The organism is Lentzea sp. NPDC092896, assembly GCF_044754905.1.
GTDB lineage: Bacteria > Actinomycetota > Actinomycetes > Mycobacteriales > Pseudonocardiaceae > Lentzea.
On sequence record NZ_JBIVPX010000002.1, the window covers coordinates 1,004,402 to 1,029,995 of the forward strand.

The 25,594-nt window shown below is 72.0% G+C and carries 2 protein-coding genes; both read left to right on the forward strand.

From position 1 onward, the window contains the following. Positions 1-15: 15 nt before the first annotated feature. Positions 16-23,289, forward strand: coding sequence for an SDR family NAD(P)-dependent oxidoreductase (locus tag ACIQF0_RS15610; RefSeq protein ID WP_401029889.1), 23,274 nt, complete (start codon positions 16-18; stop codon positions 23,287-23,289). After that, a complete protein-coding gene (gene fabD, locus ACIQF0_RS15615) occupies positions 23,286-25,505 on the forward strand; it encodes an ACP S-malonyltransferase (protein WP_401029892.1) in 2,220 nt (739 codons plus the stop codon). The genes ACIQF0_RS15610 and fabD overlap by 4 nt, the downstream gene beginning before the upstream one ends. Positions 25,506-25,594: the final 89 nt, after the last annotated feature.

Here is a 25,594-nt window from a genome sequence, read left to right on the forward strand (position 1 = left end):
GAAGGAACCCTCGTCGTGACCCGCAGCATCCTGCGCGTGCCCGTGTGGCGTGCCGGCCAGGAGGTCCCGCCGGCACCCGCCGGCGGCCGGCGGCTGGTCGTGCTGTGCGACCTGCCCGCGATCGACCTGCCCGGCGTTCAGACCGCCGAGGTGACCACCGGCGGCGACGCTCCGCACATCGCCTACGAGCGTGCGGCCGTCCGGTTGTTCGGTGAGCTCAAGCGGCTGATGTCCACTTCGGACGGACGCCAGTGCGTCGTCCAGGTCGCCTGCCGCGCGGACTCGCTCTACCGCGGGCTGCTGGGACTTCTGCGCACCGCAGCCCAGGAGGACCCTGGCCTGACCGTCCAGCTGGCCGAGTTCACCTACGAGCCCTCCGCAGCCGATCTCGTGGCCGCCCTGAACGGTCAGGGCGAGCACGTGCGGCACACCCCGGCCGGGCGCGAGACCGTGAGCTGGGAACGGGCGTCCGCTGTCGCGTCCCCGGTGTGGCGGGCCGGCGGCGTCTACCTGATCAGCGGCGGCGGGGGCGGGATCGGCCGCCTGCTCGCCGAGGACGTCGCCCGGCACGCTCCGGACGCTGTCGTCGTGCGGTGCGGACGGTCCGCTGTGGCGGACGGGCCGGGGGAGTACCACCGGGTCGACGTCACGGACGCGGCGGCGGTGCGCGAACTCGTCGCGAGCGTCGTCCGCAGGCACGGCCGCCTCGACGGCATCCTGCACGCGGCCGCGTTGCTCAGGGACGACTACCTGATTCGAGCGTCCTATCAGGACTTCCTGAGCGTGCTCGCGCCCAAGGTCGCCGGACTGGTGCACCTCGACGAGGCGAGCCGGGACCTCCCGCTCGACTTCTTCGCCGCGTTCTCCGCCGCCGCGGGGAACCTGGGCAACGCCGGTCAGGCCGCCTACACAGCGGCCAACGGCTTCCTCGACGCCTACTCGGCGCACCGGCAGGAGCTCGTCACCCGCGGCGAACGGCACGGGACGAGCGTCTCGCTGGCCTGGCCGCTGTGGCGCGACGGCGGCATGAGCGTGCCAGCCGAGGAACTTCCCGCGCTCACCGAGCGCTTCGGCCCGCCGCTGCCCACCGAGGCCGCGCTGGCCGCGCTGCACGGAGCCGTCGCGCTCGGTGCCACCCACGTCGTGATCTCCGGGGAAGGAAACGTGATGACCGGCACCGACGACCTCCACGGGCGGGTGCTCGGACGGCTCAAGAGCCTGATCGCCGAGACCGTGCGACTCGACCCCTCGACGCTCGACGCCACCGCGCCGCTCGACAGCCACGGCATCGACTCGATCACGGTCACCCGGCTGAACAAGCGGTTCGCGCGGTGGTTCGGCGCGCTGCCGAAGACCGTGCTGTACCAGTACCCCACGCTCACGGAGCTGACGGCGTACCTGGTCGAACGCCACCCGGAGGGCTGCGCGCGCTGGGTGGAGGACGCCGACGTTGTGGCTGCCGCGGACGTGGCGGACGTGGCGGACGTGACTGGGGTGACGGCAGGCCTGGCGCCCGCGCCCGTGGCGGAGGCTCCGCGTCACGCGCCCGTGGCAGAGACCCCGCGCCCCGCGCCCGTGGCGGGGGCGGATTCACGCCCCGCTCCCGTCGTGGAGGCGGCTTCACGTCCTGCGCCCGTGGCGGAGACCCCGCGCCCTGCTTCCGTGGCGGCGGCTTCACGCCCCGGACCCCTGGCTGAGGTCACCCCGCGCCCGGCACCCACCGGGCCGCGCCCCGACCCGGCCGGCGAGCCGATCGCGATCATCGGTCTGGGCGGCCGCTACCCCGACGCCCCGACCCTGGACGACTTCTGGGCCAACCTCCGCGCGGGCCGCGACAGCATCCGCGAGGTCCCGGCCCAGCGCTGGACGCTGGACGGCTTCTTCGAACCCGACCAGCAGAAGGCCGTCGACACCGGCACCAGCTACAGCAAGTGGGGCGGCTTCCTCGACGGCTTCGCCCGCTTCGACGCGGCGTTCTTCGGCATCTCCCCGCGCGAGGCCGCCGACATCGACCCGCAGGAGCGGCTCTTCCTCGAGACCGTGTGGTCCGCGCTCGAGGACGCTGGCTACACGCGGGACCGGCTCGCCACCCGGCACCAGGGCAGGGTTGGCGTGTTCGCCGGGGTGACCAAGACCGGCTTCGACCGCAACGTGCCGCCTGCCGTGAGCGGTCCGCGCCGGTCGCCGCGCACCTCGTTCGCCTCGCTGGCCAACCGCGTCTCCTACCTGCTCGACCTGCGCGGCCCGAGCCTGCCGGTCGACACCATGTGCTCGGCCTCGCTCACCGCGATCCACGAGGCGTGCGAGCACCTGCGCCAAGGCGCGTGCGAGGTCGCCATCGCGGGTGGGGTGAACCTCTACCTGCACCCCTCGACCTTCGTGGAGCTGTGCCGTTCCAGGATGCTCGCCGCCGACGGTCGCTGCCGCAGCTTCGGTGACGGCGGGGAGGGCTTCGTGCCCGGCGAGGGCGTCGGCGCGGTGCTGCTCAAGACGCTGGCGGCGGCCGAGGCGGACGGCGACCCGATCCACGCCGTCATCCTCGGGTCCGCGATCAACCACGGCGGCCGCACCAACGGCTACACCGTGCCGAACCCGCGCGCCCAGGCCGCCGTCGTCCGCGAGGCGATCCAGGCCGCGGGGCTCAAAGCGGGCGACATCGGGTACATCGAGGCGCACGGCACCGGTACGCGGCTCGGCGACCCCGTGGAGATCGACGGACTCACCCAGGCCTTCGAACCGGACGCGGCAGGGTCCTGCGCGATCGGTTCGGTCAAGTCGAACATCGGTCACCTCGAAGCGGCGGCGGGCATCGCCGGGCTGACCAAGGTCGTGCTCCAGCTGCGCAACGGCGAGCTCGTGCCGACGCTGCACGCCGAGCGCACCAACCCGAACATCGACTTCGCGGCGACGCCGTTCGAGCTGTCCCGTGAGGGTGGTGCCTGGCCGCGTCCCGAAGGCGGGCGCCGGATCGCCGGCATCTCCTCGTTCGGTGCGGGCGGTGCGAACGCCCACGTCATCGTCGCCGAGCACGTTTCCGTCGCGGCACCCTCACCCTCGAACGGGACTCCGGAACTGCTGCCGGTGTCCGCCCGCACCGCAGACGACCTGCGCGCCCGCGTGGCCGAGCTGGCGCAGTGGCTCGACACGCAGGAGACGCCGGACCTCGCCGCCATCGCGACCACCCTCCGCACCGGACGGGAGGCCATGACGGAGCGGGTGTGCTTCGTGGCACGGGACGCGCTGGAATGGCGTCGCCAGATCCGCGCGTTTCTCGCCGCTCCCGCGACCGACGCGTCCGGCGAGTCGTGGTGGCGCGGTCGCGTCGAGGCCAACAACGAGACGCTGGCCGCGCTGGCGGCCAAGCCCGAGCTGCGCGAGCTGATCGCGCACTGGCTCGCCAACGGCGGCCACGCCGAGCTCGCGTCCTTCTGGGTCAAGGGCACGCCGATCGACTGGTCCGAAGTGGACGGTGCGGGCGCGCGGCGCGTGCACCTGCCCGGCTATCCGTTCGCGGGCCCGGAGTTCTGGTTCGAGCCCGTCGCACTGCGGCCCGAGGCCGCACCCGTGTCGCGCCCGGCGCCGTCGGTGGACGTGGAGAGCGTGCTGCTGGCCGAGCTCGCGGAGATCCTGCAGATGCAGGTCTCCGAGATCGAGCGGCACCGCCCGTTCGCCGACTACGGCCTCGACTCGATCCTGGGCGTCAGCCTCGTGCACCGGCTCAACGACGTCCTCGGCACCGACGTCGACACCACCGACCTGTTCGACCACGGCACGGCCGAGCGCTTCATCACGTTCCTGGCCGGCTCCCGTCCGTCCGCCGCACCGGTCGCCGCCGCCACGTCCGCTCAAGACGACGCGATCGCGATCGTCGGTCTCGCCGCGCGGTACGGCGACGCCGAGAACCCGGACGCCCTGTGGGCGCACCTGGTCGCCGGCGCCGACCTGGTCGAACCGGTGACGCGCTGGCCGTTGCCCGCCGGGATCGCCTGCCGCACCGGCAGCTTCCTGCGCGACATCGACCAGTTCGACCCCGCCTTCTTCGGCATCTCGGGTGTCGAGGCCACGGCGATGGACCCGCAGCAGCGCATCTTCCTGGAGCAGTGCTGGAACGCACTGGAGGACGCGGGCTACACCGGTGGGCGCCGCCGCGGCACACGGGCCGGTGTCTACGTCGGCTGCTACGCGGGCGACTACTCCGAGCACCTCGGTGAAGACGCGCCCGCACAGGCGTTGTGGGGCACGATGGGCTCGGTCGTCGCGTCGCGGATCGCCTACCTGCTCGACTTCACCGGTCCGGCGCTCACGGTCGACACGTCGTGCTCCAGTTCGCTCGTCGCGATCGACCTCGCGTGCCGCGACCTGCTCGCGGGCACCGCCGACCTCGCCATCGCCGGTGGCGTCTTCGTCCAGAACACCAATCGGTTGTACCGGTCCGCCTCCGTGGCCGGGATGCTCTCGGCGTCGGGCCGCTGCCGCAGCTTCGACACCGGCGCCGACGGGTTCGTGCCCGGTGAGGGCGCGGGCGCGATCGTGCTCAAGCGGCTCGCCGACGCCGAACGGGACGGCGACCACGTCCACGCCGTCGTGCGCGCTTCCGGAGTAAACCAGGACGGCACCACCAACGGCATCACCGCGCCGAGCGCGATGTCCCAGGAACGCCTGCTGCGCGAGGTGCACAGCAACCTGGGCACCGGTGGCGTCCAGTTCGTGGAGGCGCACGGCACCGGCACGCAGCTGGGCGACCCGATCGAGTTCCGGGCGCTGTCGAAGGTCTTCGCCGGCGCACGGCCGGGCAGCGTCGCACTGGGATCGATCAAGTCGAACCTCGGCCACACGCAGTTCGCCGCGGGCGTCGCCGGTGTCGTGAAGGCCGTTCTCGCACTGCGGCACCGCACCATCCCGGCCACGCTGCACTTCACCGGGGCGAACGCGCGGATTCCGTTGCAGGGCAGCGCGTTCACCGTGCACACGGAGACCGTCGCCTGGCCGGAGCCCGAGCAGGGGCCGCGTCGCGCGGCCGTCAGTTCCTTCGGCGCCAGCGGAACCAACGCCCACGTCGTGCTGGAGGAGTACCAGCGCCGGCCGGTCGCGGACACCGCGGGGGAGCAGCCGTTCCTGCTCTCGGCCCGGTCGCCGGAAGCCCTGCGCGAGGTCGCCGCACGACTGGCCGCCCACCTGGAGCGCGAACCGCGCCTGTCCGCCGCGGAGGTCGCGTACAGCCTGGCGACCGGCCGCGCACCCCTGCCGCACCGCCTCGCCGTCGTCGCGTCGAGCACGACCGAAGCCTCGCAACGCCTGCGCGCCTGGCTTTCCGGCTCGACTGGTGCGCACCACGGCGAGGTCGCCGTCGACGCCGCACCGCGCGATGGCGTCCTTCCCAGCACGGCCAGTGAGCTGGCGTCCGCGTTCGTGCGCGAGAACCTCGCCGGCCTCGACACGGCCTTCCCGGCCGCAGTGCGGAGGATCGTTCCCTTGCCCACCTACCCGTACCAGCGGCAGCGCTACTGGCCCTCGCCCGGTGGTTCCGCCTACCGCACCCGGCTCACCGGCCAGGAGTTCTTCCTCGCCGATCACCACGTCAACGGCCGCGCCGTGCTTCCCGCGGTGCTGTCACTGGAGTTCGCCCGCCGCGCGGCCACCAGTGGCGCGTTCGAGGCGGTGGGCATCCGCGACCTCGTGTGGGCCAAGCCGTTCGCGGTCGGTGCCGAGGGCGCTGACCTGACGGTGCAGCGCGACGGCGACGGATTCCGCGTCTGCCAGGGTGAAACTGAGGTGCACGCCCAAGGCCGTTACGTCCAGCCTGGACCGGCCGAAACAGTGGCACTGGACGCCGTCAGGGCACGGTGCGGCACCCGGACGTTGAGTGCGGAGCAGTGCCGTGCGGCGCTCGACGCCGTCGGCATCGCTCACGGGCCTCGCCTGCGCGCACTCGAAAACCTGGCCATCGGCGACCGCGAGGTGCTCGCGAAGCTCGTCGTCCCGGCCGGTGCCCATGACGACGACCTGGCCGTCCACCCGGCCGTGCTCGACAGCGCCGTCCAGGCGGTCGTCGGCCTCTTCGGTGGCGAGAACGGCGAGCTCGCGGAGAGCAGCGGACGTCCCGCCCTGCCGTTCGCCATCGACAGGATCGACCTCCTCAGGCCGGTTTCCGGCACGATGTGGGCGCACCTGCGGCACACCGGCGGTGGCAGCGAAACGTCCACTGTGGACATCGACGTCTGTGACGAGTCCGGTCGCGTCGCCGTCCGCCTGCGCGGACTCGCTTTCCGCCGGGTCACCGAAGGACCCGGTCTGCGCACGGCCCTGCTCGCCCCGGTCTGGGACGCGGTTCCGGACGGCGTCGAGCTGGAGGCCGCCCTCGGCAGCCGACTGGTGCTCGCCGGTGGCGGGGCAGCGGACCGCAGCGCTTTCCTGGCCCGGTTCCCCGGAACCACCGTGCTCGGAACCGAGGAGCACCAGAGTCTTCCCGCCGACGCCGGCCACATCGTGTGGCTCGCACCGGAGACCGGCGGCACCGACGGCACGTTCACCGTCTTCCGCTGGATCAAGGCCCTGCTCGCTCAGGGTGCCGACGGCCGCGAGATCGGCTTCACCGCCGTCACCCGGCAGGCCTGCCGGGCGAACGACGACGAGACCGTGGACGCGACCCACGCGGGAGTGCACGGCCTGCTGGGTTCGGTGGCGAAGGAGTACCCGCACTGGCAGGTCAGGGTTGTCGACATCGCGGCAGGACAGGCGGTGCCCTTCGAGGCTGTGCTGAACGCGCCCGCCGCGGCACGAGGAGGCGTCGCGGCCCTGCGTCACGGCGAGTGGCTGCTGCCGCGGCTGGTCGAGGTGACCGCCGACGGACCTGTCGTCGCGCCGCGCGCACCCGGCGGAGTCGTCGTCGCCATCGGTGGCGCGGGCGGCATCGGCGAGGCGTGGACCGAGCACCTGCTGCGCCGCCACGGCACGCAGGTCGTCTGGATCGGCCGCCGTCCGCTCGACGCGGAGATCACCGCGAAGCAGGACCGCCTCGCCGCGTTCGGCCCGCCTCCCGGTTACGTGTCGTGCGACGCGTCCGATGTGGACGATCTGCGGCGCGCTCGTGACGAGATCGTCCGGAAGTACGGGCCGGTGCACGGCGTCCTGCACACCGCCATCGTCCTGGGTGACCGGAGCGTGGCGCGGATGGACGAGGAGCTGTTGCGGACGACCTACGCCGCCAAGGCCGGCGTGACCGTCGCACTGGCGGAGGTCTTCGCGGGCCAGCCGCTGGAGTTCGTCGTCTTCTTCTCGTCCATGCAAGCGTTCTTCACCGCCCCCGGCCAGGCCAACTACGCGGCCGGCTGCACGTTCTCCGACGCCTACGCAGGGGGGCTCTCCGCTCGCCTCGGCTGCCCGGTCAAGGTCATGAACTGGGGTTACTGGGGCAACGTCGGCATCGTGGCCGAGGACGGCTACCGGCGCAGGATGGCGCGGCTCGGACTCGGTTCGATCGAACCGGACGAGGGCATGGCCGCCGTCGACCAACTGCTCGGCTCGTCCCACGACCGCCTCGCCCTGTTGAAGGCCGCGGACTCCCGCAGCATCGCCACGTTCTACGAGCGCAGCACGCTCACAGCGTTGCCGCACGAGAACTCCTCACCGGCCGCCGCCCTGCTCGCGGCCCGGCCGGACCGGCAGGCCGCCATCGAACGCGTGCGGGTCGCCGCGGACGGGCACGGCCGGTCCATGGAACCGGCGCTCGTCCGGATCACCTGGGCGTTGCTGCGCGACCTCGGCCTGTTCGGCCCCGGCCAGTCGGGCACGCTCGACGACTGGATGGCCAAGGGTGGGATCACCGCGCTCTACCGCCGCTGGCTCCAGCACACGCTGGACGTGTTCGCGCGGGAAGGCCTGCTGAGCTCCGTTGACGGCCGCTACAGCGCGGTCGACGCGCGTCCGGCAGACCTGGCCGCCGCCTGGCGCCGCTGGGACGCCGACCGCACGCCGTGGCTGGACAACGACGGCAAGCGGCCGCAGGCGGTGCTCGTCGACACGACGTTGCGGGCGTTGAACGACATTCTCACCGGGCGCCGTCCCGCCACCGACGTCATGTTCCCCAAGTCCTCCCTCGAACTCGTGGAGGCGGTCTACCGCAACAACCCGGTCGCCGACTACTTCAACGACGTCCTCGCGGACACGCTCGTCGACCACGTGCGGGCACGGGTGGCCGAGAACCCGGACGTGCGGCTGCGGATGCTGGAGATCGGCGCGGGCACCGGCGGCACGAGCCGCGTGGTGTTCGGCCGGCTCGCACCGTGGCGCGACAACATCGAGACCTACTGCTACACCGACCTTTCCAAGGCGTTCCTGCTGCACGCGCGCCGCTCGTTCAGCGACATCGCGCCCTACCTGGACACCCGCATCCTCAACGTCGAGAAGTCGCTGGCGGAGCAGTCGCTCGACGTCGGCGGGTTCGACGTCGTGGTCGCCACCAACGTGCTGCACGCGACCCGCAACATCCGCACCACCCTGACCAACACCAAGGCGGCGATGCGCGCGAACGGCGTGCTGCTGCTCAACGAGCTGAGCGACAACGTCTACTTCAGCCACCTGACGTTCGGCCTGCTCGAAGGCTGGTGGCGCTACGACGACCCGGCCCTGCGCATCCCGGGCTCTCCCGGACTGACGCCCACGGACTGGTTGCGCGCGTTGAGCGAGACCGGTTTCCGGTCGGCGTTCGTCGCGGCGGAGGGCGCCGACGACCTCGGCCAGCAGGTGTTCGTGGCCTGTGCGGACGACGTCGTCCGGCAGCCGGTTCCCGAAGGCGGAGAGGCTTTCCCGGACGGGCCGCAGAACGAGCCGGTGTCTCTTCCGGTCGCGCAACCCGTTCCGGAGACCGTCGAACCCGTCGCGCCGGCGGCTTCGGCCGGCCGCGAGGACGAGTTGCTGGAACGAGCACGCGACCACTTCCGCGCACTCGTGGCGGACGTGTTGCAGCTGCCGGTCTCCTCGGTGCGCGCCGACGTGACCTTCGACAAGTACGGCATCGACTCGATCCTCGTCGTCCAGCTCACCGAGGCGGTGCGCCGCGGGCTCGACGACGTCGGCAGCACGTTGTTCTTCGAGGTGCGCACGATCGACGGCCTGGCCGCCCACTTCGTGAAGACCCAGCCGGACGCGCTCGCCGCGCTCGTCGGCCTGCCGACCGCTCAGCCGGAGGTCGTGGCCGCTCCTGCTCCTGCGGCCACTCCGGTCGCGGAACCGGTCGTTCCGGCCCCCGCGCGGACGGACGAGGAGACGCCGATCGCGGTGATCGGGATCTCCGGCCGGTTCCCCGGCGCGCGGAACCTGAACGAGTTCTGGGCCAACCTGCTCGACGGGGTGGACAGCGTCACCGAGATCCCGTCCGACCGCTGGAACCACGACCGCTACTTCGACCCGCGTCGGGGCAAGCCGGGACGCACCTACGCCAAGTGGGGCGGCTTCCTCGACGGCGTCGACGAGTTCGACCCGCTGTTCTTCGGCATCTCGCCGGGTGCCGCGTCCACAATGGACCCGCAGGAGCGACTGTTCCTGCAGGCGGCCTACGAGACGCTGCAGGACGCGGGCCACACCAGGGACTCGTTGCGCGCAGCGGCGAGGGCGGTGGTGAGCGAGGACGCCGGAGACATCGGCGTGTTCGCCGGAGCGATGTACACCGAGTACCAGCTCTACGGCGCCGAGCAGGGCGTGCGCGGCGAGCCGCTGGTCGTGCCGGGAAGCCTGGCCTCGATCGCGAACCGCGTCTCGTACTTCTTCGACGCCAACGGCCCGAGCATCGCGGTCGACACGATGTGCGCCGCCGCGTTGACCGCGATCCACCTGGCGGTCGCCGCGTTGCGCCGCGGAGAGTGCGGAGTCGCGCTGGCCGGCGGCGTGAACCTCTCGCTGCACCCGAGCAAGTACCTGATGATCGGCCAGACCCAGTTCGCCTCCAGCGACGGCCGGTGCCGCAGCTTCGGAGCGGGCGGCGACGGCTACGTGCCCGGCGAGGGCGTCGGCGCGGTGCTGCTGCGCCCGCTGGCCGACGCGGAGGCCGACGGCGACCGCATCCTCGGTGTCATCCGGGGGACCGCGGTCAACCACGGCGGCCACACCCACGGCTTCACCGTGCCGAATCCGGTCGCGCAGGCGTCGGTGATCAAGCAGGTGTACCGCCGCAGCGGGGTCGACCCGCGGCGGATCGGGTACGTCGAGGCGCACGGCACCGGCACCCCGCTGGGCGACCCGATCGAGATCGCCGGACTCACCTCGGCGTTCTCCGAGTTCACCGACGACCGCGGCTTCTGCGCGATCGGCTCGGTCAAATCCAACATCGGCCACCTGGAGGCGGCGGCGGGCATCGCCGGCCTCGGCAAGCTCCTGCTGCAGATGCGGCACGGCACCTACGCGCCGTCCCTGCACTCCGCCGAGGTCAACCCGGAGATCGACTTCAGCCGCACGCCGTTCGTGCTTCAGCGCGACGCGGCGCCCTGGCCCCGCACCGGCGCCCAGCCCAGGGCCGGGGTGGTCTCGGCCTTCGGCGCCGGTGGATCGAACGCCCATCTGCTCGTGGAGGAGTACATCGTGCCCGAACGTCCTGAGCGTGCAGCCGAGGCCCAGGCGGTGGTGCTCTCGGCAACGGACCACGAGCGGCTGCGCGAGTCGGCGGAGCGGCTGCGCGACGAACTGCGCGACGGCGCGTGGAGCGACGCCGACCTGCCCGACATCGCCCACACCCTGCAGGCCGGCCGCGAGCCGATGACCGCCCGGTTCGCCACGGTGGTCCGTGATCTGCCGGCTCTGGTGGCGGCACTGGACGCCTACGCCACCGGTGCGGAACTGCCCGCCGACACGTTCGTCGGCGACGGCACCGGCACGGCGGGCTCGCTCGCGGCGCTGAAGGACGACGAGGACTTCCAGGAGACGCTGGCCCGCTGGGCCGCGCGGCGCAGGCTCGCGCCGCTGGCGGAGGCCTGGGTGAGCCACGTGCGGGTGGACTGGTCGCAGCTGCACGCCGACGGGCCGCGCCCGCGCAAGGTGGGGCTGCCGACGTATCCGTTCGCACGGGAGCGCTACTGGTTCACCGACCTGCTGCCGAACGCAGGCGCGGCGAGGGAGAGTCTCGCTGAGACGGTTGCTGTGGCGGGGGAGAACTTCGTCGCGCAGGTCGCCGCAGCGCCTGCGGTCCCGTCCACCGTCCAGGTCCCAGCGGCACCAACGGTTTCCGCCGCCTCGGCCCCAGCTGCCGCCCCGGCCCCAGCTGCCGCCCCGGCCCCAGCTGCCGCCCCGACCACGGCCGCCGCCCCGGCCCCAGCTCCCGCACACATCCCTGCGGCAGCACCCGTTCCCACCGTCCCGGCCCAGGCCGTCCCTCGTACCTCCGCGGACGACGTGCTGCCGGCGGGCGACCTCACCCTCTGTCCGGTCTGGGAGGTCGAACGGCCGGCGGAGGTCCAGTTCTCCGGCCGAATGCTGGCCATCGGACTGGGCGTCGACGACCTCGCGGTCCTGCAGCAGGCCGTGCCGGACGCGATCACCTGGGACGGCTTCGGCCCCATCCCGGGCGACGCGGACCACGTCGTGCTCTCGGTGCCGACCCGCACGGGCGGCACCCCGGCCGAACGCATTCGCGACCACCGCGCCGCCGTGCAGCGCCTGCTGCACATGGTCAACGCCGTGCAGGCGCGGTATGCGGGCAGCCAGCTCGAACTCACCCTGCTCACCCGCGGCGCGTTCTGCGGCAGCGGCGGGGACCCGGCTCAGGCGAGCCTGCACGGGTTCATCGGCGCACTGGCCAAGGAACAGCCGCACTGGCGGGTCAGGGCCGTCGACCTCGCGAAGGACGCGCCCTGGCAGCCCGCCGAGGTGTTCGGCCTGCCGGGTGACCGGCGCGCGCACCCCGTCGTGCAGGCCGGCGGTCAGTGGCTGCGCCGCAAGCTCGTCCGGGCGGATCTGCCGGTGCCCGCGACCTCCGCGATTCGCCGCGGCGGCGTGTACGTGCTCATCGGCGGTGCCGGTGACCTCGGAGTCGTGCTGACCGAGTACCTCGCCCGCACGCACGGGGCCAAGGTCGTGTGGGTCGGCCGGCGTCCCGAGAACGAGGAACTCCGTGCCCGCAAGGCCGGCATCACCGGTCCGGAACCGCTCTACCTGCAGGCCGACGCGGGTGATCCGCGGGCTCTGCGCGGAGTCAGGGACGAGGTCGTCGCCCGGTACGGCCGGGTCGACGGGATCGTGCACCTCGCGATGACCTTCACGCACACCCCGATCAACGCGCTGACCGACGACGAGCTCGCCGCAACGCTCGCGTCCAAAGTGGACCCGGCCGTGCACCTCGCGGAGGCGTTCGCCGGAGTCGAACCCGACTTCGTGCTGCTGGTGTCCTCTTTGGTCAGCTTCATCCGCAACGCGAACCAGGCGCACTACGCCGCGGCCTGCGCCTACGTCGACGCGGCGGCGGACGGACTGCGCGCCTCGCTCGGATGCGCGGTCAAGACGATCAACTGGGGTTACTGGGGCAACGTCACCGAGGACCTGATCGAGGGCATGGCGTCGATCGGTCTCGCCCCGATCGACCCGGTCACCGCGATGGCCGCGGTGGAGGCCCTGCTCGCCGGTCCGCTCGACGCCGCCGGTTTCCTGCGACTGGGCCGCCCGCTCCCGGTGGAGGGCGTGCTCACCGGTGAGGTCGCGGCGGTGAGCCCGCGGGCCGCCGTCGTGCCGGTCCAGACCGTGGAACCACGGCTGCCGGTCGCGCTCGCGGCCTACCAGGACGGACCGGTGCCGGCCGAGATCGACGCCGCGCTGTGCCGCTGGGTCGCAGCCGAACTGCGCGACGCGGGTTTCGCCGGCCCGTCGTACCTGCGCGCCGACGCCCGATTCGCCGCCTGGGTTCCCCCGATGCTGCGCGCGCTGGCCGAGCACGGCCTCGTCGACGCCGCCGGCCGCTGGGCGCTGACCGCGGACTCCGCGACGTGCCGGGCGGAATGGGCTCGCTGCACGAACCGGTGGGTGGAGGCCAACTCCGACCTGCGGACGCCGCTCGCGTTGCTCGCCCGCACCGTGCCCGTGCTGCCCTCGGTGCTGCGCGGCGAGGTGCTCGCCACGGACGTGCTCTTCCCGAACGGGTCCTTCGACCTGGTCGAGGGCGTGTACCGGGACAACCGGGTCGCCGACCACTTCAACGCCGTGCTGGCCGAGCACGTCGTCGCGTTCCTGCGGGCCAGGCTCGCGGCGGAACCGGGCGCGTCGCTGCGCCTGCTCGAGGTCGGCGCGGGCACCGGCGGTACCACCCGCGTGGTCCTGGAGCGGCTCGAGCGTGAAGGCCTGCCGGTGGCCGAGTACTGCTTCACCGACATCTCGCGGGCGTTCCTGCACCGCGCCGAGGACTCGTTCGGTGCGGCCCACGACTACCTGACGTACCGGTTGTTCGACGCCTCCATCCCGCCGCACGGGCAGGGCCTGGACCTCGGCGCGTTCGACGTCGTGATCGCGGCCAACGTGCTGCACGCCACCGAGGACGTCCGCGCCACCCTGCGCGGGGCCAAGGCGTTGCTGCGGGGCGGCGGCCAGCTCGCGCTCAACGAGATCAGCGGCTTCTACCTGGTCAACCACCTCACGTTCGGCCTGCTGGACGGCTGGTGGGAGCACACCGACCCGGAGCTGAGGGTGCCCGGCGGTCCCGCGTTGTCCCCGGACTCGTGGCGCGCGGTCCTCGAACAGGAGGGCTTCACCGGGTTCGTGCACGCGGCGGCGGACGGAGAACCGCTGGGCCAGCAGGTCGTTCTCGCCCACAGCGACGGCGTGTCGCGAGGTCCCGGCGAGATCGAGGAGGTGCTCGCCCCGGTACCGGCCCCGGCACCCGCCGAGGTCGTGCAGGAGACGTCGATCCGCGCGGTGGTGCTGGAGAAGCTGGCCGGCGCGCTGCGGATGACCGAGGCGCAGATCGACCCGGAGCGGGCCTTCGCCGACTACGGCCTCGACTCGATCGTGGGCGCGGGGTTCGTGCAGCAGCTCAACGACGGCCTCGGTCTCGACCTGCTCACCACGGTGATCTTCGACTACCGCAGCGTCGAACTGCTGGCCGCCCACATCGCCTCCGAACACCAGCCGGTCGCGCCCGTCGCGGTGCAGGAACCCGTTGCGCCGCAGGTGACCCCGGTGCCGCAGGTGATCCCGGAGCCTCCTGTTGCCCAGGTTCTGCCCGCGCCCGTCGAACCCGTGGTGCCCGAACAGCACTCGGAAGATCCCATCGCGATCATCGGTGTGAGCGGCCGGTTCGCCGGATCGCCCGACCTCGACGCGTTGTGGCAGCACCTCGCCGACGGCGACGACCTGGTCGGCCCGATCGAGCGCTGGGACGTCTCCGGTCCGGAGTGGACGGACGTGGCCTGCCGGGAGGGCGGTTTCCTCGACGGCATCGACGAGTTCGACGCGCAGTTCTTCCGCATGTCCGGTCGCGAGGCTGCCTACACCGACCCGCAGCAGCGCCTGTTCGTGGAAGAGGCGTGGACGGCACTGGAGAACGCCGGCTACGTCGGCGCGGCGCTCGACGGCAAGCGCGCGGGCGTCTACGTCGGCTGCACCAGCGGTGACTACACGTCGTGGTTCACCGAGCGGCCGCCGGCCCAGGCGGCGTGGGGCAACGCCCCGTCGATCGTGCCGGCCAGGGTGGCGTACCACCTGAATCTGCACGGCCCGGCGATCGCCGTCGACACCGCCTGCTCCAGTTCGCTCGTCGCGATCCACCTGGCCTGCCAGAGCCTGCGCGACGGCGAGACCGACCTGGCCGTCGCCGGTGGCGTGGCCGTGCAGACGACCCCGAACACCTACCTGACCGCGGGCCACGCCGGGATGCTGTCCCCGACCGGCCGCTGCCACACCTTCGACGCGTCCGCCGACGGGTTCGTGCCCGGCGAGGGCGTCGGCGTCATCGTGCTCAAGCGCCTGTCCGACGCACTCGCCGACGGTGACCACGTGCACGCGGTGATCCGCGGCTCGGGGATCAACCAGGACGGTGCGACCAACGGCATCACGGCGCCGAGCGCGGCGTCGCAGGAACGGCTGATCCGCGAGGTGTACGAGCGCTTCGGCGTCGACCCCGCCGAGATCGGCATGCTGGAGGCCCACGGCACCGGGACCAAGCTCGGCGACCCCATCGAGACCGAGGCGCTCGTCCGCGCGTTCGGTGCCGCCGAGGGATCCACCGGGTGTGCCCTGGGCTCGCTGAAGAGCAACGTCGGGCACACCATGTCCGCCGCCGGTGTGGCGGGCGTGCTCAAGATCGTGCTCGCGTTGCGGCACGGCATGTTGCCGCCGTCGTTGCACCACGACGAGACGAACCCCGCGATCCGGCTCGACGGCAGCCCGTTCCGCGTCCACACCGAGCTGACGCCGTGGGAGCCGAACCGCTGGGGCAAGCGCGTTGCCGCGACCAGTTCGTTCGGGTTCAGCGGCACCAACGGCCACCTCGTGGTGGAGGAGCCGCCGGCCCTCGCGGCACGGCAGCACGACGGCCGTGAACTGCTGTTCCCGCTGTCCGCGCCACGGCCGGAAGCGTTGCGGCAGCTCGTCGCGAACCTCGCCGGGCACCTGCGCGAGACGCCGGAGATCCCGCTCGCCGACATGAGCAACACCCTGGTGCGCGGCCGCGCCCACTTCGTGAACCGGGTGGCCTTCGCCGCGGCGGACCACCGAACCCTGTTGTCCCGCCTGGAGGACTGGCTGGCCGACGGGACCTCGCACCCGGCGCGTGACACCGCGCTGGACCGCGTCCGTGCACAGTGGACGGACGGTGGGCGGTTGGAGAGCGAGGGTCTCTTCACCGGACTGGACGTGGGGCGCGTTCCGCTGCCGACCTACCCGTTCCAGCGCCGCAGTGCCTGGGTGAACGGGAGCGGCCCGGCCGACCGGCAGCCGTCCGTCGCCAAGCCGCTCAACGAACCCATCGCCGTCGTCGGGCTCGCCGCCCGGTTCGCGGACACCCCGGACGCGGAACGGTTGTGGGAGCACCTCGCCGCGGGGGACGACCTCGTCGGTGACGTCACCCGCTGGGACCTCGACGGGAAGCTGGGCAAGAGGTCGGGCCGCCAGTACGGCAGCTTCCTCGACGACCCGGCCCGGTTCGACGCGTTGTTCTTCAGCGTGTCCGGCGTCGAGGCGACCTACACCGATCCGCAGCAGCGCGTCTTCCTCGAGGAGTGCTGGCACGCCCTGGAGGACGCGGGCTACGCCGGTGAACGGCTGACCGACCGCGGCTGCGGCGTCTACGTCGGCGCCTACCCCGGCGACTACCACGAGCTGATCGGCGACGAGCGGCCCCCGCAGACCATGTGGGGCAACATGGCCTCGGTCATCGCCTCGCGGATCTCCTACCTGCTCAACCTGTCCGGCCCCGCCCTCTCGGTCGACTCGGCGTGCTCCAGTTCGCTCGTCGCCATCCACCTGGCCTGTGACGCGCTACGGCTCGGCACGGTGTCGATGGCACTGGCCGGTGGCGTGTTCGTCCAGGCGACACCGCGCCTCTACGAGTTCTCGGCCACGGCGAAGATGCTGTCGCCGACCGGTCGCTGCAGCACCTTCGACGCCTCCGCGGACGGCATGGTGCCCGGCGAGGGCGCCGGAGTCCTGGTGCTCAAGCGCCTGTCCGACGCCCTGCGCGACGGAGACCACGTCTACGGCGTGATCAGCGCGTCCGGCGTCAACCAGGACGGCGCCACCAACGGCATCACCGCGCCGAGCGCCCAGGCCCAGGAGGACCTGGTGCGCCAGGTCCACCGCGATGCGGGCGTGCGCCCAGGCGGCGTCCAGATGATCGAGGCGCACGGCACGGGCACGCCGCTGGGCGACCCGATCGAGTTCGGCGCGCTGGCGGCGGCCTTCACCGGTGCGCCGGAGGGAGGCTGCGCGCTCGGGTCCATCAAGACCAACGTCGGGCACACCCAGTTCACCGCCGGCGTGGCGGGCACGATCAAGGCCCTGCTCTCGCTGCACCACCGGCAGGTGCCGCCGTCACTGCACTTCACCCGCGCGAACCCGGCGATTCCGTTGCAGGGAAGCCCGTTCCACGTGCCGACCGAGCTGCGGGAGTGGTCTGCCCCCGCGTCGGGGCCGCGCCGCGCCGGCGTGAGTTCCTTCGGTGCCAGCGGTACCAACGCGCACCTCGTCGTCGAGGAGACGCCTGGGCACAGCCTGCCCGAGCGTCCCGCTCAGGACGAGTGGCTGGTGGTGCTGTCCGCGCAGGACGAGCCGACGCTGCGTGCTCACGTCGAGCGCATGATCGCGCACGTCGACGCCCGGCCTGACCTCGACCTCGGCAACCTCGCGTACAGCCTCGCGACCGGTCGTCGTCACGAGAGCCTGCGTCTGGCGGCTGTTGTCGGTGACCGGGACGAGTGGCTCGGCGCGCTGCGCACCTGGCTGCGTGACGGTCACGCGAAGTCCGTGGTGGCCGGCTCGGTGCCCGATGACGTTCCCGCACCCGTGGGAACCGATGGGCTGCCGCTGGCAGAGGTCGCGGAACGGTTCGTGCGTGGCGAGATCACGCTGCTCGGAGGCCTGTTCGGACAGGGCTTCCGCGTGGTGCCGCTGCCTGGCTACCCGTTCGGCGGTGAGCGCTACTGGATCTCCGACGCACCTGCGCCCAGCGGCTCGGCCGTGGTGAGGCAGCAGACCGTTGCGTCCGCCAGGTCGGTCGTGTCCCCCCAGCCGGTCGCGCCAGCTCGGCCTGCCGTGTCGGCCGGACCCGTTGAGCCCGCCCAACCCGTCAACCCCACCCACTCCGTCGCGCCGAACTCGTCCGGGCTGTCCGTCCACAAGCGAGGGAAGTCCTACGCGGCGGACCTCACCGGCCGGGAGTTCTTCCTGGACCAGCACCGCCTCTCCGGCACCCCGGTGCTGCCCGGCGTCGCGTACCTGGAACTGGCCAGGGCGGCGGCCGAGGCCGACGGCTACGGCCGGACCGGCGTGACGCTGCGCAACGTCGTCTGGATCCGCCCGGCGCGGATTCCCGGCCCGACCGCGGCCGAGGTCACCCTCGAACCGCGCGACGGCGGCCTTTCGTACCAGATCACGACGACCGTCTGCGGCGAAACGCTGGTGCACGGCCAAGGTCGCGTCGAGCCCTCCGTGCAGGAGGCACGGCCGACGCTGAACATCGCCGCGCTGCGAGCGAGGTGTACGCGGAACAAGCTCGACCGCGACGCCTGCTACGCCCGCTACGGCGGCACGGAGGTGGACCTCGGCGAGGCCATGCGCGGCGTCGAGAAGCTGGAGATCGGCGTCAACCTGATCGTCGCCAGGCTGCGTCGGCCGGCCGGGACCGGGGACGGCTACACCGTGCACCCGTCCATGCTCGACTCGGCCCTGCAGGCGACACACGGCCTCGCACTCGCCGAGGGCAGGGACGACGTGACCGCGGCCCTGCCGTTCGCCCTCACCGAGGCGCAGATCCACGCGCCCACGCCGGAGGAGGGCTGGGCGGTCATCAGGCCGTCGTCCAACGACCTGCCCGGCACCGTCCGGCGGCTGGACATCGACCTGTGCGACGACGCGGGCAGGGTGTGCGTGCGTCTGCTCGGCTTCACCTTCCGCGAGTTCGGTGCGAGCCAGGAGAAGGCGCAGGAGCCGCGCGAAGCGGACCAGCGTCCCGGCGCGCTCGTGCTCGGCCGTCCTGGCTGGCACCGGTCCGGCACCGCGACCGAGACCAAGCAGTTCGTGCGCCACGAGGTTCTCTTCGCGGACGTCGATCCCGGTGACGTCGCCGACCGCCTCGGCGTGCACGGCGAGGTGCTGCCCGGCGGCGACGACCTCGCCACGACCTACACCCGCAGGGCCGAGTTCCTGCTGACCCGCCTGCAGGACGCCGCCAAGGCGAGCCGCGACGGCTGGGTCCTCGTGCAGGTCGTCGTCCCGGACGGCCCTGAGCACCAGCCTCTCGCCGGACTGGCCGGGCTGCTGCGCACCGCGTGCAACGAGTGCACCCGTCTGCTCACCCAGCTCGTGCTGGTCGCACCCGGCACGAACGCGGCGGACCTGGCCGCACGGCTGAGCCAAGAAGCGTCCACTGTGGACGACGTCGTGACCAGGGTTGCCGGAGGGCAGCGGGAGGTTGCGCGGTGGACCTCCCTGGGGGAGGCCAGGGCGGAACGACCGTGGCGTGACGGCGGTGTCTACCTGATCACCGGCGGTGCCGGTGGTCTGGGAGCGGTGTTCGCCAAGGAGATCGCCGCCACCGTCCAGAACGCCGTGCTCGTGCTGTGCGGGCGTTCTGCCGCCAGTGCAAGCCAGCGCAAGCTCCTGGACGAGCTGCGAGCGTCCGGTGCGCGAGCCGAATATCGGCAGCTGGACGTCGCCGACCGCGGCGCTGTCGACCGGTGCGTCCGGGACGTCGTGGCCTCGCACGGGGAGCTGAGCGGTGTGTTGCACTCCGCCGGAGTGCTGCGCGACAGCTACTTCGTGCGCAAGACCGTCGAGCAGTTGCGCGAGGTGTTCGCGGCCAAGGTCGCCGGCTTCGTCAACCTGGACGAGGCGACCGCCGGGCAGGACCTGGACTTCTTCATCGGGTTCTCGTCGCTGTCCGCGTCCGGGAACCCCGGCCAGGCCGACTACGCGGCGGCCAACGCGTTCCTCGACGGGTATGCCGCACGGCGCGAGGCGCTGGGGCGCGGGCGTTCGCTCAGCATCGGCTGGCCACTGTGGACGGACGGCGGCATGCGCGTCGACGCCGCCACCGAACAGGCGATGTGGGACACGGTCGGCGTGCTGCCGATGCCCGCGGACGTGGGCGTGGAAGCCCTGTACCGCTCCTGGGGCAGCGGTGAGCCGCACGTCCTGGTCATCTACGGCGACCGGGAACGGATCGAGCGCACCATCCTGACCGCCCCCTCGACCCCGGAACAGGAGGTCCTTTCCGTGCCGGAGAACGATGTCCTGGTCCGGTTGCTCGCCGAACGGGTGGCGACCCTGCTGGACGTGCCCGTCGACGACATCGAGGGCGAGGTCGAGCTGACCGAGTACGGCTTCGACTCGATCTCGCTGGTGGAGTACGTCGGCCTGCTCAACGACGAGTTCGGCCTGGGCCTGGTGCCCACGCTGCTGATCGAGTACCCGACCCTCGACGGGTTCGCGTCCTACCTCAGGGACACCCACGGCGAGGCCTTCGGCAGTGCCGCCCCGACCCCGGAACCCGCCCCGGCGCCGACCCCGGAACCCGTCGTGGTGGCAGCACCGGAGCCGGCCCCGACGGTCGCTCCGTCCCACCAGGTGCTGCTCGACGAGCTGATCGGCATGGCCGCCGCGGTGCTGCGCCTGCCGGCCAACCGGATCGAGGGCAGCCGCGAGCTGTCGCGGTACGGCGTCGACTCGCTGTCGCTGACGGAACTGGTGGCGGCGGTCAACCGGCGGTTCGACCTCGACCTGGATCCGACGATCCTGTTCGAGCACCCGGCGCTGAGCGGTTTCGCGGACTTCCTGCTGGAGCATCACGCCGATCGCGTCACGGTGGCGGAGGAACCAGCTCACGCACCCGAACCGGCCCCCGCCCCGGAGCAGGCTCCGGTGGTCGTTCACGGGCCGGACGGCCAGGACCCGATCGCCGTCATCGGCATGAGCGGCCGGTTCCCGCAGGCCCGCGACCTCAAGGAGTTCTGGCAGAACCTGCTGGACGGCCGTGACTGCATCAGCGAGATCCCGGCGGACCGCTGGGACTGGCGGGAGTGCTTCGGCGACCCCGTCACCGAACCCAACACCAGCAACGTCAAGTGGGGCGGCTTCATCGAGGGCGTGGGCGACTTCGACCCGCTGTTCTTCGACATCTCCCCGCGTGAGGCCGAGTTGATGGACCCGCAGCAGCGCCTCCTGCTGCTCTACGCGTGGAAGGCGCTGGAGGACGCCGGCTACTCGGCCGAGTCCGTCGACGGCACCGACACGGCGATCGTCATCGGCACCGCCAGCACCGGCTACCCGAGCATGGTCGCGAAGTACTCGCCGGCGGTGGACGCCTACGACACCAGCGGGGCCGCGCCCTGCATGGGGCCCAACCGGATGAGCTACTTCCTCGGCGTGCACGGTCCGAGCGAACCGATCGACACGGCGTGCTCCAGTGCGCTCATCGCCGTGCACCGCGCGGTCTGCGCCATCCAGGACGGCACCTCGGACATGGCGATCGTCGGCGGGGTCAACACGATCGTCAACAAGGACCTGCACATCAGCATGAACATGGCGGGCATGCTCGCCGAGGACGGCAGGAGCAAGACCTTCTCGATCGACGCCGACGGGTACGGCCGCGGCGAGGGTGTCGGCATGCTGGTGCTGAAGCGGCTGTCGGCGGCCGAACGCGACGGCGACCACGTCTACGGCCTGATCAGGGGCACCGCCGAGAACCACGGCGGCCGCGCGAACTCGCTGACCGCGCCGAACCCGAAGGCCCAGGCCGCGGTCATCCGCTCCGCGCACCGCAGGGCGGGGATCGACCCGCGCACCATCGGCTACGTCGAGGCGCACGGCACCGGCACGAGGCTCGGCGACCCGGTCGAGATCAACGGGCTCAAGGAGGCCTTCCGGGACCTCTACGCCGACACCGGTGCGACGGAGGTCGCCGGACCGCACGTCGGCATCGGGTCCGTGAAGACCAACATCGGGCACCTGGAGGTCGCGGCCGGAATCGCCGGCCTGATCAAGGTCCTCCTGCAGATGAAGCACCGCACGCTGGTGCGGAACCTGAACAACGACAAGACGAACCCGTACGTGAAGCTGGACGGCACGCCGTTCTACCTGGTTCGGGACCAGCAGCCGTGGCGTGCGCCGGTGGACGGCACCGGTGCGGAACTGCCCCTGCGAGCGGGCATCAGCTCGTTCGGTTTCGGCGGCGCCAACGCCCACGTCGTGCTGGAGGAGTACCGGGCGAAGCCGTCGACGGAAACCCCGCCCTCGCAACCGGTTCCGGTCGTGTTGTCCGCCAGCCACCCCGAGGTTCTGCGGTCCCTGGCCGAGGAATGGGTCGATGCCCTGAACGCCCACAGCGACGCGGAGCTGTCCTCGATCGCGTACACCACGCACGTCGGGCGGACGCCGATGGCCGAGCGGCTGGGGTGCGTTGCGCGCACGGTCGCGGAGCTCCAGGCCGGCCTGAGGTCGTGGCTGCGCGGAGAACCGGACGCCACGATCGTCACGGGCCGCGTGTCCCGGGACGAGATTCCCGAGGCGCCGGCGGGAACGAGCCCGGCCGAGGTGCTGCGGGCATGGGTGCGCGGCGCCGAGGTCGACTGGACCCGCTGGCACTCCGAGTCGCCGCGCCGGATCTCGCTGCCGACGTACCCGTTCCGCCTCAAGCGGTACTGGATCGACACGAGCGCACCGGTGGGGGAGAAGGCGTCGAAGTTGCACCCGTTGGTGCACGTCAACACCTCGGACCTGGCCGGGCCCCGCTACACCACGCAGCTCACCGGCCGCGAGTTCTTCCTCGCCGACCACAAGGTGCGTGGCGCGGCGGTGCTGCCGGGAGCGGCCTACCTCGAGATGGCGAGGGCGGCGGCGGAACTGGCGGGCGGTGACCGTTCCTGGGCGCTGACCGACGTCACCTGGGAACTGCCCCTCACCGTCCGGAGCGCCACCGAAGTCCACATCGGACTCTCGGTCGAGGCCTCCGGCGGGGTGTCCTACCGGGTCTTCGGCTCGTCCGGTCAGGGCTCGTCGCTGGTGTACGGGCGGGGAGCGCTGCGGGAGACGAACACGGAACCGTTGCCCTCGCACGACATCGACTCCTTGATCAGTGGGTGCGATGGTCCGGTGCTCGAAGCAGCGGAGTGCTACGAGCGGTTCGCCGAGCTCGACCTCGCCTACGGCCCGGCGATGAGGGCGATCGAACGGGTGCACAGCGGTGAACGCCTTGCCGTCGCTCGACTGCGACTGCCCGACGCCGCCGCGGGAGGGACGTTCGCGCTCCACCCGAGCATGCTCGACGCGGCCTTCCAGAGCACCCTCGGCCTGTTCGCCTCCGACGACACGACCACGGCCGTGCCCTACGCCGTCGGAGAGGTGCGGATGATCGCGCCCCTGCCCGCGACGGCCTGGGCCGTGACCCGGTTCGCGGCGGAGGGCCAGACGCCGGGCGAGCAGTCGTTCGACATCGACGTGTGCGACGACGACGGCCGGATCTGCGTGCGGCTGACCGGTTTCCGCGTTCGATCCCTCGTGGGAGCCGCGGTCACCGCCGAACCGGATGACGACTTCCTGGCCCGGTTGATCGAGGCCGCCGGAGACGGCTCCCTCAGCCTGGCCGATTTCGAACGGAGCCTGGCATGAGCCTGACAGCGGTGATCTTCCCGGGCCAGGGGGCCCAGGCGAAGGGCATGGGACGCGATCTGTTCGACGCCTATCCCGAGCTGGTCGACCGAGCCTCGGAACTGCTCGGCTACTCGGTGCGGGAGCTGTGCCTGGACGATCCGCGGCGCGAGCTGAAGCGCACGGAGTTCACGCAGCCGGCGCTGTTCGTGGTCGGTGCGCTGGCCCACCGGCGCTGGAAGGAGGACGGCGGGACCGCCGCGTTCTACGCCGGGCACAGCCTGGGCGAGTACTGCGCGCTGCACGCGGCCGGCGCGTTCGACTTCGAGACGGGCGTGCGGCTCGTCCAGCGCCGGGGCGAGCTGATGGCCGGCGCGGCCGGTGGCGGCATGATCGCCGTGACCGGCCTGGACCGCGAGCAGGTCACCGATCTGCTGCGGCAGGGCGGATTCGGCTCGCTCGTCGTGGCGAACGACAACTCGCCCGAGCAGTGCGTCGTGTCCGGGGACGCCGAGTCGATCGACGCACTCGGCGAGTTCCTGCAGGCCCGTGAGGTTCGCTGGGTCCGGTTGCGGGTGTCCGGGGCGTTCCACTCCGAGCTCATGCGCCCGGCGCAGCAGGAGTTCAGCCGGTTCCTCGGCGGTGTCGATCTCGGCACGCCCGGTACGCCGGTGATCGCGAACGCCACCGCCGTTCCCTACCCGGCCGGTGGCACGGCGGAGATCCTCGCGAACCAAGTGGTGAGTCCCGTGCGCTGGACCGAGACCGTGCGGTACCTGCTCGACGCGGGTGTAACGGAGTTCGTGGAGCTGGGCGGCCGCGTGCTGACCAAGCTCGTCGCACGGACCCGCGCGACCCACCGCCCACCGGCCGGCAGCGCACAGGAACTCGGCAGCGCGACCTTCCGCGAACGCCACGGGCTCCGGTTCGCCTACGTCGCGGGCGGCATGTACCGCGGGGTCAGCTCGCCCGAGATGATCATCCGGCTCGGCCGGGCAGGAATGCTCGGGTTCTACGGCACCGGCGGTCTCGACCCGGTGGAGATCGAACGCGGCGTCAAGGAGATCCAGGCCGCCGTGGGACAGGACGGTCCGTACGGCGTCAACTTCATCGCGAACCACGACAACCCGGCCTCGGAAGAGGAACTGGTCGACCTCCTGCTGCGCCACCACGTCCGGACGATCGAGGCGTCGGCGTTCATCCAGATGACACCGGCACTCGTGCGCTACCGGGCGACCGGGCTGCGGCGAGGTCCTGGCGGCGCCCCGATCTGCGAGCACCGGGTTGTGGCCAAGGTGTCGCGGCCCGAGGTCGCGGCGTCGTTCCTCGCGCCGCCCCCGGACCCCGTGCTGGACCGGCTGCTCGGGTCCGGTGCGATCAGCGCGGAGCAGGCCGACCTCGCCCGGCGCGTGCCGATGAGCCACGACGTCATCGTCGAGGCCGACTCCGGTGGGCACACCGACGGCGGAATCCCGACCGTGCTGCTGCCGTCGATGCTCGAACTGCGGCGCCGCGCGGAGGCCGAACGCGGCTACCACGAACCGATCTGCATGGGACTGGCCGGCGGGATCGGCACACCGACGGCGGTCGCGGCGGCGTTCGTGCTCGGTGCCGACTTCGTCGTGACCGGCTCGATCAACCAGTGCACGGTCGAGGCCGCGACCAGTGACGTCGTCAAGGACATGCTGCAGGACATCGACGTGCAGGACACCGAGTACGCACCGGCCGGCGACATGTTCGAGCTCGGCAGCAGGGTCCAGGTGCTGCGCAAGGGCGTGTTCTTCCCGGCCAGGGGCAACAAGCTGCACGCGCTCTACAGCCACTACGGCAGCCTCGACGACCTGCCGGAGAAGACCCGGTCGCTGCTCGAGCGCACCTACTTCCGCAAGCCGCTGGACGAGGTCTGGGACGACGTGGCGGTGCGCCTGCGGGCGACCGGCAGGGCCGAGCTGGCCGAGCACGCGGACCGGCAGCCGAAGCAGAAGATGGCCCTGGTCTTCCGGCGCTACTTCGGTTACAGCGCGCGGATCGCGCTGGAGGGCAGGACGGACGACAAGGTCAACTACCAGGTCCACACAGGACCGGCGCTGGGTTCCTTCAACCAGTGGGTGCGCGACACGCCCCAAGCGTCGTGGCGGCACCGGCACGTCGACGAGGTCGGGCTGATGCTGCTCGACGCCGCGGCGGCGCACCTCAGTGAGTTCTCGAGCGAGTTCTCCGGCCACCGAACGGCCTGATGTCCGATTTGTCTGCATTACCGCCGGGCAGGTACCGGAGCGGGAAGCCGCTCCGCGACCGTGAGCGAGGCAGGTGCGTGCCACCTCCC